At 39.3% G+C, this 13087-nt stretch carries 15 protein-coding genes; 4 read left to right on the forward strand and 11 right to left on the reverse strand.

Going from position 1 to position 13087, the window contains the following annotated elements; genetic code table 11:
* Positions 1–139: 139 nt before the first annotated feature.
* From ACFQ38_RS06705 to ACFQ38_RS06735, 7 genes are all read right to left on the reverse strand, one after another.
* Positions 140–1564: a tyrosine phenol-lyase gene (locus tag ACFQ38_RS06705; RefSeq protein WP_381480149.1), complete on the reverse strand. Its 1425-nt coding sequence runs from the start codon at positions 1562–1564 to the stop codon at positions 140–142.
* Positions 1565–2049: 485 nt separating this feature from the next.
* Entirely contained in the window at positions 2050–2430 is a 381-nt protein-coding gene (locus tag ACFQ38_RS06710; protein ID WP_336822164.1) for a hypothetical protein, read from the reverse strand.
* Between the two features lie 104 nt (positions 2431–2534).
* Positions 2535–2855, reverse strand: coding sequence for a general stress protein (locus ACFQ38_RS06715; protein WP_336822165.1), 321 nt, complete (start codon positions 2853–2855; stop codon positions 2535–2537).
* 72 nt (positions 2856–2927) lie between these two features.
* Positions 2928–3242: a hypothetical protein gene (locus tag ACFQ38_RS06720; RefSeq protein ID WP_336822166.1), complete on the reverse strand. Its 315-nt coding sequence runs from the start codon at positions 3240–3242 to the stop codon at positions 2928–2930.
* A 109-nt stretch (positions 3243–3351) separates the two neighbouring features.
* Entirely contained in the window at positions 3352–3921 is a 570-nt protein-coding gene (locus tag ACFQ38_RS06725; protein ID WP_336822167.1) for an SCO family protein, read from the reverse strand.
* On the reverse strand, positions 3918–5336 hold the full coding sequence (locus ACFQ38_RS06730; protein ID WP_336822168.1) for a sensor histidine kinase: 1419 nt from the start codon (positions 5334–5336) through the stop codon (positions 3918–3920). Before ACFQ38_RS06730 ends, ACFQ38_RS06725 begins: the two co-directional genes overlap by 4 nt.
* Positions 5336–6010, reverse strand: a complete 675-nt coding sequence (locus ACFQ38_RS06735) for a response regulator transcription factor (RefSeq protein WP_336822169.1) — start codon at positions 6008–6010, stop codon at positions 5336–5338. Before ACFQ38_RS06735 ends, ACFQ38_RS06730 begins: the two co-directional genes overlap by 1 nt.
* Before the next feature lie 157 nt (positions 6011–6167).
* Between ACFQ38_RS06735 and ACFQ38_RS06740 the strand changes: the two genes are divergently transcribed.
* On the forward strand, positions 6168–6911 hold the full coding sequence (locus ACFQ38_RS06740; protein ID WP_381480151.1) for a FixH family protein: 744 nt from the start codon (positions 6168–6170) through the stop codon (positions 6909–6911).
* Positions 6912–6964: 53 nt separating this feature from the next.
* Here the strand turns inward: ACFQ38_RS06740 and ACFQ38_RS06745 are convergent, their stop codons facing one another.
* Entirely contained in the window at positions 6965–7522 is a 558-nt protein-coding gene (locus tag ACFQ38_RS06745; protein WP_381480152.1) for a manganese efflux pump MntP, read from the reverse strand.
* A gap of 142 nt (positions 7523–7664) precedes the next feature.
* Between ACFQ38_RS06745 and ACFQ38_RS06750 the strand changes: the two genes are divergently transcribed.
* The 3 genes from ACFQ38_RS06750 (at position 7665) to ACFQ38_RS06760 (ending at position 9614) form a co-directional block, all read left to right on the forward strand.
* Positions 7665–7997, forward strand: a complete 333-nt coding sequence (locus ACFQ38_RS06750; protein ID WP_336822172.1) for an ASCH domain-containing protein — start codon at positions 7665–7667, stop codon at positions 7995–7997.
* 9 nt (positions 7998–8006) lie between these two features.
* On the forward strand, positions 8007–8447 hold the full coding sequence (locus ACFQ38_RS06755) for a DUF2269 family protein (RefSeq protein WP_336822173.1): 441 nt from the start codon (positions 8007–8009) through the stop codon (positions 8445–8447).
* Positions 8448–8762: 315 nt separating this feature from the next.
* On the forward strand, positions 8763–9614 hold the full coding sequence (locus ACFQ38_RS06760; RefSeq protein WP_381480153.1) for a GNAT family N-acetyltransferase: 852 nt from the start codon (positions 8763–8765) through the stop codon (positions 9612–9614).
* Positions 9615–9661: 47 nt separating this feature from the next.
* Here ACFQ38_RS06760 and ACFQ38_RS06765 read toward each other — a convergent pair whose 3' ends face one another.
* From ACFQ38_RS06765 to ACFQ38_RS06775, 3 genes are all read right to left on the reverse strand, one after another.
* Positions 9662–10840 carry a pyridoxal phosphate-dependent aminotransferase gene (locus ACFQ38_RS06765; RefSeq protein ID WP_381480154.1) on the reverse strand — a complete coding sequence of 393 codons (1179 nt, stop codon included), beginning with the start codon at positions 10838–10840 and terminating at the stop codon, positions 9662–9664.
* A 213-nt stretch (positions 10841–11053) separates the two neighbouring features.
* Positions 11054–11788, reverse strand: a complete 735-nt coding sequence (locus tag ACFQ38_RS06770; protein ID WP_336822176.1) for a hypothetical protein — start codon at positions 11786–11788, stop codon at positions 11054–11056.
* A 77-nt stretch (positions 11789–11865) separates the two neighbouring features.
* Positions 11866–12864, reverse strand: a complete 999-nt coding sequence (locus tag ACFQ38_RS06775; RefSeq protein WP_381480155.1) for a hypothetical protein — start codon at positions 12862–12864, stop codon at positions 11866–11868.
* Positions 12865–13087: the final 223 nt, after the last annotated feature.

Genomic DNA, 13087 nt, shown 5'->3' on the forward strand with positions numbered 1-13087 from the left:
GCTGTCGTAAAGGTGCCTTAATTTCTGCAAAGGTCGCAGAAATACGGCAAATCGAACCCTTCGCTGTTCGATTCGCAGTATGCGAGCGTTTGTCAACAAGCTGAACCGAGTGCCCTTCAAGCAGGCACTCGGTTTTTCTTTAATTGATGGTCATTTTCCGGTTTTCTTCGCTAATCAGTTCGCCGTTTTCCGAAAGCGGAGCGAATCTTGCATTAAAGAAACGAAGTGTAGGAGGTTCGTATACCATTTTCAATCCACAGATCGTCTCTCTCTTTTCATATAATTCGATTATAGAATCTGCTACGACATCCATATGATTATTTGTATAAACGCGGCGGGGAATCGTTAAGCGTACTAATTCCAAATTTGGCTTATTATGCTCGCCAGTTTCATTGTTTCTGCCTGCTGAAATGATTCCGCGTTCCATGCTGCGGACGCCGGAATCCAAATAGAGTGCTGCCGCCAATGCTTGTGCCGGAAAGTCCTCCTGCTGTAAATGCGGCAAAAATGCACGTGCGTCAAGGAAAACAGCATGGCCTCCGATCGGTTGGACGATCGGGATGTTTGCATCGATGAGCTGTTGGCCTAAGTAACGCACTTGGCCGATCCGGTGTGCGATGTAATGGTCATCTACGGCTTCACGGATGCCAATCGCCATCGCTTCCATATCGCGTCCGGCCATGCCGCCATATGAAGGCATTCCTTCGTACACAACGACAAGTTCACGTGAACGGATATAGAGCTCTTCATCATTCATCGCCAAAAAGCCACCAATATTAACGAGACAATCCTTTTTGCCGCTCATCGTACAGCCGTCCGAGTAGGACATCATTTCTTTTAAGATGCTTGCGACAGTACGATCTTCGTAACCGTCTTCACGTTCTTTAATAAAGTAAGCATTTTCAACACAACGTGTCGCGTCAAACATTACATCGATCTTATGTGCTTTGCACAATTCATAGACTTCTTTCAAGTTCTCCATGCTGACGGGCTGTCCGCCGGCTAAGTTGACCGTTACTGCAACACAAACATATGGGATTTTGTCTGCCCCCACTTTATCGATCAAAGACTGCAGTTTCCCAATATCGACATTCCCTTTAAAAGGATGATCGACAGCGGGATCATGCGCTTCGTCAATAATGATATCGACGAAAGTGGCTCCGTTCATTTCCTGATGGGCTCTTGTCGTTGTGAAATACATATTTCCAGGTACGTAATCGCCTTGTTTAATTTTCAATTGGGATAAAATATTTTCTGCCCCTCGCCCCTGGTGGGTCGGCAAAACATATTGATACCCGTAAACTTCACGTACCGCAGACTCTAACCTTTTCCAACTTTTGCTTCCCGCGTATGCTTCGTCGCCAGTCATTAGCGCTCCCCATTGCTCATCGCTCATTGCGGTCGTACCGCTATCGGTCAGCAAGTCGATATAGACATCCGCTGAGTCTATTAAAAAAGTGTTATAGCCTGCACGATTAAGAGATTCTTTACGTTCATCATATGAAAGCATCGATAATGTTTCTACACTCTTAATCTTATAAGGCTCGGCTATTCTTCTCGCCATAAACAATACCCCTTTCTATTTTATTTCTCCCCCCGAACTTAACTATAGTATGTAAAAGATTCATTTTCAATGTTTTTTCATTATTTCGACAAAACAAGACAAAAAGACAAGCAGCTCGATGCTTGTCTACAGTCCTTTTGAGGTTTGTAGTCATGAGATAGGTGTTTGCCCAGCTTGGCTTGAAAACGCTTGTCAGACAAGGCGCGAAGTCGAGCGAAGACCCGAATAGAACTTAGGTTCANCGTATGCGAGCGTTTGTCAACAAGCTGAGACAAGCAGCTCGATGCTTGTCTACTGTCTTATAGGGGCTTGTAGTTTTGGAATAAGTGTTTGATCAGCTTGGTTCAAAAAACGCTTGACTTGAAAGTAGTCTAAGTGGGCGACATTACAGAGCCTTAATATCCGCAAAGGGCGCAGAAATTAATGTGAATCGAACTCTTCGTTGCTAACAAACTGAGACAAGTAGTTCGACGCTTGTCTACCATTCAATTCGGATTTTCTTTGTTTTTGCGCAACAAATAAAGGACTGCTTGAACAATCGCGGCAATGCCCAAGCCAAAAGTTGAGATGATGAATAGTGACAATATCCCCAATAAATCGCCCATACCATCCGTATCCATTATGATGCTTCTAAAAAACTCAGCAAACCCTAAAAAGAGGGCGATTAGAAAAATATAAAATGCTGTTTTTAATTTATAGAACAACAAGAGTGCTGCTAAAATACCGACTGTCAGGCTGAACACACCGAAGGCCAAATAGTTTTTCACGCCTAAATCGACACCTAACAAAGTACGCACGCCTAATATAAGCAGCACGAAAGAGGTCAGCCCTGTAAAAAAGCCAATCTTCCATAATTTATTCTCCATTGAATCCACCTGCTTTCAATATATATCATACCGAAAGTAGGTTCATTTGTGTAAAAGAAAGCAAAACAAAGAGCCTCGCAATTAAACGAGGCACCCCATTACACTTATTTTTTCGCGATGATTACTAACTTTCCATGGTCAAGCTCACGCTCAGCGTCTGCTGCTTCTTCTGCAGTTAAGCCAGCCGCTTCCATTTTACTGCGGAGTTCATCGCCGCGTGAAGTGAACATATTTTTCATGCTGTCAAGAAAACCTTGTTCCTTCATGCCGACCTTTTCTGTGTCAAGTGCATCGGTAATATCATCCGAACGCTTTTTATCGTGCGCAAAAATGTAAATGTCGTCATGAGTAAATCCTTGAGTTGTTAAATTTTCAATTTCCTGTTTAGCTTGTACTGCATTTTCTACAATTCGTTTCATAGTCATGTATATACCCTCCTACATCGTTTGTTGTATGTATACCTCAAAAGTAGGTAGGATAAACAAAAAGTAGATGGATTAGATGTATTGATCGCCTTTTAATCTCCGATACGCCTTGATGAAATCCATTGGATCTCTTTCGACACCATATGTGAAGACACCTTGATTTGTGTGCAAATAGAAAAGACCGGTCCCGTTTGAAAAGGCTTTAAAGGACATATCTTGGATATTTTCCAAAGGAAAGTGGTGCTTAGGTGTAGTAACGGCATCCACATACAGAAGGATCATAAAATTTGATTGGCGGTGTTTTTGTTGGAACCAGTCAATTGACCTTTCGACCGTATAATAGGACAAGGTAGAGATGATCGTCTTATCTTTATTCAGCGGAAGCATCCTCCTTTACCGTGAGAGTTCGTTGGATTTGAATCGATATGCAAAATCCTTCGATTATATCATTCCCTACATCGTAACAGTTTTTTCACTGCCAAATCAATTGTGCTCATTATTTTTGAAGACGACGAATGTCATCCATCATTCGGTCGGAAAATGACTCGTCAACTAAATTATACTCATCGACTATATAGCCGTTTTGGTCGATTAGATAAAAATTTGTTCCATGGATAACTTGTGACGAGTTATTTGGTTTTTGGACAATCGTTTGAAATTGGTTAAGCGCAATCTGTTCAATAGTATTTTGAGAATATCCCGTTAATAGATGCCAATTGTCGTCATCATCCGTATATTGATCGATATATTCTTTTAATACTTCGGGTGTATCAACGTCTGGATCGACAGTGAAAGAGACGAATTCAATAGTATCCATTCCTTGATCCTTAAACTTTTTTTGCAGCTCCGCCATTTCAAATGTCATAGGGGGGCATACTGTTTTGCACTGTGTGAAAATGAAATCTGCCACCCATATTTTCCCTTTAAGATCTTCTGAACCATATGGGTTGCCCGTTTGATCTGTAAATGAAAAAGATTCAACTTGCCGTCCTGTTTTTACTGAAGTGTTGCACGCAAACAAAAGAAGCGAAGAAGTTAATAGTAAAACCCATTTATATTTCTTCAATTTGTTTTCCCATCTTTCTGTTCATCTAATAAGCCGATAAAGTCTATCCTCACTGTCGTGCCGGAGGAGCTATCGCTTTCAATGGTCATTTTCCCTCCGTGAAGGCGAACAATTTCCTTCACGATGGAAAGCCCTAAACCAGTGCCGCCAGTCGAACGGTTCCGCGCTTTATCGGTGCGAAAGAAACGTTCCCCGATTCTGTCAATGTCTTTTTTATCAATGGCAATGCCGTCATTCGTAACTTGATATTCAATTTTCTTGCCATTCTGCTTCAAAGAAATAAAGACAGTTCCTTCTGTTGTTGAATATTTTATTGCATTGTCAATCGTATTGTAAAAAACTTGTTGAATGCGTTGCAGGTCACCCATGAGGATGACGTCTTCGTCTATATCCAACTGCAAAGTAATCTCTTTTTCTTTCACATGTATTGCGAATAATTCGAGTGTATCCTTTACTAGCTGAGCCCCGGCAATCGGAGCAGGGATGATTTTATAGAGCTCTTCCTGTAGGTGGTTCAGTTCAACAAGATCATTGATGAGCTTGTTCAACCGATTCGTTTCTTTTTCGATTGTCGTCAAATATTCTTTCGCTTCTTCAGGCGAAGTATAAATTTTTTCCTTGAGTACATGAGTATAACCGCCGATATAGGTTAAAGGCGTCCGTAGCTCATGGACAATATTCGATGTAAATTCTTTTTTTCGCTTCTCTTGCTCCTCAAGAGATAAGCTCATCAAATTGAAAGCATGCGTAAGCTGCCCGATTTCATCGTGACGGTTCGTTTCAATTCTTCGACTGTAATTGCCTTTCGACACTTCTGCAGATAGTTGCTGCAGCTCTCGTAAAGGATTAAAAAGGGATTGCCATACTCGGTTGATCGCCAAAAATAAAATGAAGAAAAATAATGTCCCTACAATTACTAATAACGGAATGCTCTCTCGGAATACATCTTGAATCGCAGCTAAAGGAACGTAAATATAGATGAATCCAATGAGCCCATTTTCTCCTTTAATCGGGAAGATGGCACCTAAAATTTCACGATCCAATTCTTGTACATATCCTTCTTTCATGACGTAAGAGCCTGTTTCCAAAATGCTCTTGTCATCTTCGTCAACCAAATTTTCATAGTTAATTTTATATGGAAAGTAGGATGATAAGTCATCTAAGCGATCAACGACTATAATTTCATATTCGGAAACGACATTATACCACTGAATTTTCTCGATAATTTCATCTGTTAATTCTCCGTAGTGATAGTGTGAAGCAGTCCGTTGACCTTGATAGATGATCGATTGTTCAATACTATCGAGGTATAGCTTCGTATAGAGGAAATGGATGAAAAAAAACGAAAAAAGGATCGTGAAGGCAATACTTGAGATGAGCAGAGTGAGTATTTTCTTACTCAAAGTCATATTCATTAGCGTACCTCGAATTTATAGCCGATTCCCCATACTGTTTCAATCATTTGGCCATATTCGCCCATTTTTAAGCGCAATGTTTTAATATGTGTATCAACTGTCCTGTCTGTACTTTGGTGATCTTCACCCCAAACGATGTGCAATAGCTGTTCCCTGGAAAATACTCTCCCTTTGTTTTTCGCCAATGTTTGGAGGACACCAAATTCTTTCAGCGTCAATGACAAAGGCTCATCATTTAGCGTGACGGTATGTGCGTGTGGATCAATGACTAAAGGTCCGATTTGAAGACTGTCGGTTACAGTAGACCGATAGCTCCTGCGCAAGACAGACTCGATGCGAGCAAGTAACTCTCCGGGCATAAAAGGCTTGACAATATAATCATCGCCGCCTAATTTCAAACCATGAATCTTGTCCCATTCTTCACCTTTTGCCGATAAGAAAATAATGGGAATGTCATGATCTTTGTTTAGTTCTTGTGCAAAGGTGAAGCCATCCATGAATGGCATCATTATGTCCACAATGCACAAATGGGGACGTACGCTATCAATTAAGGAAAGTGCATGGGCACCATCTGTAGCCTCTGCAACTTCATAACCATCCTTTTCCAAGAAAGTTCTAATTAGTTGCCGCATTTGTGGTTCATCATCAATAATGAGTATTGTATATGGATGCATTCAAACGACTCCTATCCATAATTTTCTTTAGTATTATTATCGTTTGGATATGTGAAAAGAATATGAAGGCGCCAACTTCACAATTACTTCGAAATTACCTTATATTATCATACTGAATATACAACATTTCGTTAAGCGAAACGGGAGGAAGAGTTGATTGAAGAAAAAAACGCTTGGAATACTTACAGTACTGCTACTGCTCATTTTGTCGGCATGCAGTTCGAAAGAAGAAAACAATGCAGATGTAGAAGTATACCCACTTGAAGTCGATTTGACTGTTACTGAGAAAGTCGAAGTGGGAGATACTGTACAAATGGAAGCAATCGTCACGTATGGCGATGAAAAAGTCGCTGATGCAGATGAGGTTGTCTATGAAATTTGGGAGGAAGGAAAAAAAGACGAATCGTATAAAATTGAGGCAACAAATGAAAAAGATGGTTCATATACAGCTGAAACCTCCTTTGATCATGATGGTTTATTTCACGTGCAAGTCCATGTAACCGCGAAACAATTGCATACAATGCCTGTCAAAGAAGTGACAGTTGGCAATGGAGGTCATTATGAAAATAGCGGCGAAGAACATGATCACGGTCATGCAGAAGGATTTTCTATGCATTTCAATGTACTTGACGGCGTTACAACAGGGGAAGAAATCGATTTAACAACCCATATACAAATGGAAGAGAAGCCTATGGAAAATCTCAATGTCCGCTATGAAATTTGGAACGATGCTGAAGAAAATGGAAAACATGAATGGGCCGATGCGTCTGAATCTTCTGCTGGAGAATATAAAGCTTCCTACCAATTCGATCAAGCAGGCACTTATAAAGTACAAATACATGTGAAAGACGATGAAGATTTACATGAACATGAGACGGTTACAATTGAAGTAACTGAATAAGGAAAAGCCCCTCCACAGCTTCGATTCGGAGCAGAGAGGGGCTTCGTGCTTCATTATATAAAAATTTCATAGACGCCGATGAATATAAGCAATGCACCAGCGAATATATCTGTATATTTGCCGAACAATGAATTGCCGATCCGATAGCCGATCCAAGTTCCAATAAGAACCGATAAGAATGAAAATATTCCGATTGATATCGATGCGAACAAAGCTGATACACCAGTAATACCTGCACTAAAGCCAATAGTCAAGCAGTTGAAAGATAAGATAAAACCTAATAGTATGGATTCTTTCAATGTAATATCCTTCACCTCTGCAATAGATTGAGGTTGTTCTTTTTTCAGCGTACGCAGCGATGCAATAATTAACGAAACGCCAAGCCCTATGAGCAGTATGCCGCCAATCATATTCGCTGCACTATTTGTAAGATAATGGGATAAAAAGTTGCCTAATTGTATAGAGACAAACGCGCAAAGCATAGAAATGAGTGAAATAATACTATTATAGATAATTGGAATCCTGTTTGATTTTAATCCATAAGCAACACTGATTCCCAAATTATCAAGGTTTGCTGCAATGCCGATTAAAATGATGCTGAGCAATTGCATATAATCCCTCCGCAATTGTGTCATCTTCTATCTATATGATTACAAAATGACATGATATAGGTAATGGATTTTTTAGGACGGAAGAGGTATTTTCTGAGAAACATGTTAAAATGGTAAGAGAACTTCATAAGGAGAGATTGTAATGTCAAATTATCCTGAGAAAACTTGTTCAGTAGAAAGATTAGTGACAGTGCCTGCAGATGTACAAAAAGTGTTAAATGGCGAAAAAACAGCAACACGGAGAAACGGTGTCTACGCTTATCCTGGAGAGATTATGGTCTTGGAAGGGAAAGAGTTCAAAGTAGATAAGCTGTATGCTCAAACATTAGGTGAACTAACGGATGAGGATGCGAAGCGTGAAGGATACGCCAACTTGGAACAATATAAGCAATCGATCCTTGCTTTACATCCGAAAATGCCGTGGATACCGAAAATGTCCGTCTGGGTTCATGAATTTAGCCCGGTAGAGAAATGATAAATTGAAATGAAAACGATCTACGGAACGATCGTCTTTATCCATGTCGTCTCCGCGGTAATTGCAATCGGTCCGCTATTTCTATTAGTGCCGATCATTAAGCGTCTGCGAAGCGCCGAGTCAACAAGTGAAGAAGCTTTTTTGAATATCATTCGGGTCACCATTAGAATCGTTATGCATGCCGGACATATGCTAGTCGTTTCAGGAGCATTGCTCATTTTAATAGGGCCTTGGCCTTGGCACACACCATGGGTAATTGCGACATTGGTCGTCTTGTTGCTATCCGGCGTTTTTCTTTCGACCGGCTTTACACGAGTATTAAGAAATTACAATGAGCCGGGGTTTAATAAAGAGAGCATTTTATCGCGCTTAAACCGGACATCTTGGATCTATATTGCGCTTATGCTGATCATGCTATGGTTAATGGTGCAAAAACCGATTCTCTGGTGACGTATTACATAGTTGTAAAGGAGCTATCAATAAGTCAGTAATAATTGACTTTGTAGATGGCTCTTTTTTGATACTAAAATCCTATTACTGTTGCTGTTGGGTAGATGCTTAATTTGAAGATGACGATAAAAGTCATCCATTTCCATCTCTACAGAAGGTATATACAAATTGCAACAACGACAAAAAATACAAAAATGAACTTTCACCTTTATCTATTATATTTTGACGGTTATCAGACAGTCCTTTTTTATTTTTTTAAAACAATCGTGACAATTCTTCTCTCTACATGTATAATTCTGAAAAAGGAAATGGGGAATGGCGATGAAATTCTATCGGTATGAGGATGCAGAACAGTTTGCATTGAAAGCGGAACCTATCGTAGAAATGCAGGAAGATGTGTTCAGTCTGTTTTATGGCGTATTGCAAGCCATTAAAGCTGGCAAGTATGCAGATCCCTTTATGGCGACTGTAGAAAAGGATGGCCAAGTAGTTGCATTGCTGCAAATGACGCCGCCGCATCCTCTTAATTTAATAATTGTAGATGAAGAAAATGTGGAGAGAATTACTGAATTTATTGCAGTGCAGCTTCTAATGAATGCGGTTGAAGTGCCGTCCGTTATAAGTTTAAAACCGTGGGCTTTTTCATTTGCACAGCAATGGGAAAGAAAAACAGGAAAGTCACATTCAGTTTTAATGGACCAAGGAATCTATCGTTTGGACGAGGTAAATGAATCGCTTGAGGCCAGTCCGGGGAACTGGAGGTACGCGGAAGAAAAAGATATCCCACTCATCGAAAAATGGTTTTCGTTATTTGAACAGGATACAAATTTACCGCAGTCTCCCGAATCTATCGTGAAAGAAAGAGTTGCAACGTTTGTTAAAGAGAGGGAAGTATTTCTTTTTGAAGATGGTAAGAAAACTGTTTCGATGATGAAAAAATCCCGTCCAACAAAGCATAGTGTTACTGTATCACTTGTTTTTACACCGAAAGAAGAGAGAAAAAAAGGATATGCTCGGACGATGGTAGCTGCCGGGTCGAAGGAGCTATTGAAGGAATTTGACTATTGTGTCCTCTATACCGATATGCTGAATCCGACTTCAAATAAAATTTATATGGAAATCGGCTATCGTCGCATTGCAGATTCCGTTCATATTGGTTTTCATTAAAAATACAAAAGCATAACGGTGCCATCTATGCACCGTTATGCTTTTGTTTATGCTTTAATGGATTGAAATATCCCTAAAGATTCAATCCTACCAACAGCCTCACGAATCCGTTCTTCGCTTTCTAATAGGCCGACACGGACATATCCTTCACCGTGTTTCCCAAATCCATGGCCGGATGCTACGACAACGCCCGCTTTTTGTAGTAAGAGATCAGCGAATCCTTCGCTTGTATAGCCGGCTGGAACTGGAAGAAAAGCGAAGAAAGAAGCTTTAGGGGCTTTTACATCCCAGCCGATTCTTCTGCATTCGGAAATTAACACGTTTCTGCGCTTCTCATAAAGTGCTGTCAAATCTTTCACGCATTGTTGGCTTTCAGTCAATGCTGCAATGGCGGCATATTGTATACCTGGAAATATGCTGATGAATAAAAGACTTTGCAAATGGTTTATTGCTTCGATCATTTCTTTATTGCCGACAGCGAAAGCGACTCTCCAGCCAGCCATATTATACGTTTTAGAAAGTGTGTACATTTCAATTCCAACTTCTTTTGCTCCTTCTGCTTGTAAGAAGCTGACCGGTTTTTCGCCGTCAAAACCGATTCCACCATATGCGAAATCATGCAAAATGAAAATGTCATTTTCTTTTGCAAAGGAGATCGCCTCATCGAAAAATGGAATGGTTGCTGTTGCGCTCGTAGGGTTATTCGGATAGTTTAAGTACATCATTTTTGCAGCTTTCTTCTGGTCGTCCGATAATAAATTGAAATCTACAAGGAAATCATTTTCTTCAAGCAATGGCATCGTCTCATACCGAGTATTGGCTAAACTAACACCCGATAAATAATCTGGATAACCTGGATCGGGAAGAAGTAGAAGGTCTCCTTCATTCATGATTGCTAAAGGCAATTCAACTAAGCCGATTTTTGAACCCCCTAAAATGGCTACTTCTGTTTCAGGGTCGACATTTACGCCATATTCTCTTTTATAAAAATCGGCTACTGCTTTCCGCAGCTCATATATCCCTTTGAAAGGAGAATATCCATGATTTTCTGGACGCTCCGCAGCTTGCTGTAGTGCATGGACGATATGAGGAGGAGTAGGTTGGTCAGGGTTTCCTCTGCCTAAATTAATCACGTCTTGTCCATTTGCTTTTGCAGCTTCTACTTTTTTAACCAAGGATGAGAAAAAGTGGGGGGGCATGTCTTTCAACCGGTTTGAAATCACCATATCACAACTCCGTTTTCATATATTTTCAACTTATCAGACATAGTTGATTCTATATTACTATATGCGAAATGGAGAACACAATAGAATCATTGAAAATAGAGAAGAGAGGATTCTATTTAATAATGAATAGCTCTCCATGAAAAAACGTTGAAACAAAATCTGTTTCAACGCCATATTAATAAAGTTTAGTTTAAGTAGAGAGTGTGCCGATATTTATTCGCTTTGTTCCATAAGGAAAGTGAGCAAGTGCAACCAATGATCAGCTTCTTTTTTAATTGCTATGTATTCGGATGAATCCTTTTTCAACCGTTTATCGATATTAGAATAAAAACGAATCACTCGAACTGGCTGTTTTGCATCATCTATTATAATTTTCATTTCAAGTGTAGAGACTTTGCGGTGGATTACTTTTCTTAGTTTGGAAAAGCTTTGTTGCTGGTGATCGATTGTTTGACCTAAAGCAGTAATTTTCTCTCCAGTTTTTTCATTTTGATTTATTGCCCCTTTTTGAAGCATACCATTTTCATATATTTCTATTGCCAATAAATTTTCATAGCGATAGCTTGAAATGTCATAAGGCATATTAAGGTATGCTCTCTTAACAGGAGCTTGTCCACTTTGAACCGGAGACCAAAAATAAATTCGGCGTTTCTTCTCATCAACTGCTATTTTTGACAGCAAATCATAAGAAATGAACGCATGCGATTCTACATAAGAAGTATCTTTTGGCACGATTGACTGTAAATGATCAATTTGCTTTTTCTTTTCTTTTTCCTCTGACTGATTCGAAAGATAGAGAAATAGGACAGCGAGACCAAAAAAAATGAAGAAAATGATATATCCAGGCAAATAGATTTGCTGATTCAACAGATAGATTAGCGCCAATATGCCGATGATCGGTGAAAGACATCCTAATTTAATATACCATTTCGACTGGGTGGAAGGCACAAGGAACCCCTCATTTCTAAATTTGAAAATAAACTTAATTCTATAATATCTGATGAGCCGCACTAACACAATAGCACTCAGTCATTGCTGTCTGATTGATTTCCCATAGCTTTTCGGTTTTGCTCTACAATTTTTTCAAAATAAGATTGAGGTCTCCTTTCAGAGTCTATCTTATTGTCCTCGGAACTTTGGTTATCATTTAATTGTAAGTCCGATCCAATATCCTGTTCATTAAAAGAGAGCCTGTATTCCTCTTCTATTTCAAATTCGGGATGTTTTTCTCTTTCGGAGTATATTTTAAAGTTTTCGGAACGAGAAAATTCTTCGCTTTCTTTACAAGCATTGCTATCAAAAGGACTGTTTTCATCGGCGTCATAATTTTTTATTTCTACAAGACGATGGTCCTGTTCAGTGATCGGTTGATCATTAATAATCATTTGAAGTATTGAGTACCAATATTCAAATTCTCGTTTATATCTGTCATATTCTGCACTGTTCGTATTTAATGCATTGTGCGGCCGGTGATAGAAGCGCAATAAATGAAACGGATAAATCGTATCACTAAATTGCAGTAAAAGTTCCATCGTTTCTACTTTATTATCTTCTGCCGTCTTTGAACCTTCTACGAATTTCAATTGGTTGCGGCCATATTCGGTCATTTTTACGTCATATAGATCTTCATAATCATATTCATAAATAGTATAGGGCATACGGTAATAGGCTTCTGTAATGATGTTGCCATTTTTTCGTTTTGGCGCCCACATATAAATTTTCCTTTTTACATCATCGATTGCAATTCTTGAAAGGAGATCGTATGAAGTATAAGCTTGAGCAAAATCTTTTTTGACGTTGTCAGGCTGAAATGACATAAGGAATTCTTCTTGTTCTTCTTTTCTTCTTGTCTCCATATTATATGCCTTTACCCATAACATAATGGACAAAATGGTTAGGAGAACAAATGCAATAAGGCCATGCCAAAAAGAGATTTTAATAGAAAGGAAAATAAGAAGAGCGACTGCAATCATAACAAGTAAAAAGCCAATTCCAGTTAACCAATTTGTTTTTGTAGATGGCATAGATTTTTACTCCTTCCAATTTCAGTTCGTGCATCGGCAGAACAAATTATGCTTATATGCATCTACGTTATAAGAAATGGAAAGTTTCATGAAAAAAGCATCCTGATGAACAGGATGCTTCAGACTGTAGACAAACACCAGGAATTTTTGGTGTTTGCCTACAGTCTTTTTTCTTTTAAAATAGAAGTAATACTAGAAAAGTTGATTTCCACTGCGGTCGGAC

The sequence above is a fragment of the Sporosarcina contaminans genome (assembly GCF_042679045.1).
GTDB classification, from domain to species: domain Bacteria; phylum Bacillota; class Bacilli; order Bacillales_A; family Planococcaceae; genus Sporosarcina; species Sporosarcina contaminans.

Coding starts and splice junctions, on each gene's coding strand:
- ACFQ38_RS06745 (WP_381480152.1), bottom strand. CDS start 7,522: ATGCAATTGCTCAGCATCATTTTAATCGGCATTGCAGCAAACCTTGAT.
- ACFQ38_RS06760 (WP_381480153.1), top strand. CDS start 8,763: ATGGCGATGAAATTCTATCGGTATGAGGATGCAGAACAGTTTGCATTG.
- ACFQ38_RS06720 (WP_336822166.1), bottom strand. CDS start 3,242: ATGCTTCCGCTGAATAAAGATAAGACGATCATCTCTACCTTGTCCTAT.
- ACFQ38_RS06705 (WP_381480149.1), bottom strand. CDS start 1,564: ATGGCGAGAAGAATAGCCGAGCCTTATAAGATTAAGAGTGTAGAAACA.
- ACFQ38_RS06755 (WP_336822173.1), top strand. CDS start 8,007: ATGAAAACGATCTACGGAACGATCGTCTTTATCCATGTCGTCTCCGCG.
- ACFQ38_RS06750 (WP_336822172.1), top strand. CDS start 7,665: ATGTCAAATTATCCTGAGAAAACTTGTTCAGTAGAAAGATTAGTGACA.
- ACFQ38_RS06735 (WP_336822169.1), bottom strand. CDS start 6,010: ATGCATCCATATACAATACTCATTATTGATGATGAACCACAAATGCGG.
- ACFQ38_RS06730 (WP_336822168.1), bottom strand. CDS start 5,336: ATGAATATGACTTTGAGTAAGAAAATACTCACTCTGCTCATCTCAAGT.
- ACFQ38_RS06765 (WP_381480154.1), bottom strand. CDS start 10,840: ATGGTGATTTCAAACCGGTTGAAAGACATGCCCCCCCACTTTTTCTCA.
- ACFQ38_RS06715 (WP_336822165.1), bottom strand. CDS start 2,855: ATGACTATGAAACGAATTGTAGAAAATGCAGTACAAGCTAAACAGGAA.
- ACFQ38_RS06710 (WP_336822164.1), bottom strand. CDS start 2,430: ATGGAGAATAAATTATGGAAGATTGGCTTTTTTACAGGGCTGACCTCT.
- ACFQ38_RS06775 (WP_381480155.1), bottom strand. CDS start 12,864: ATGCCATCTACAAAAACAAATTGGTTAACTGGAATTGGCTTTTTACTT.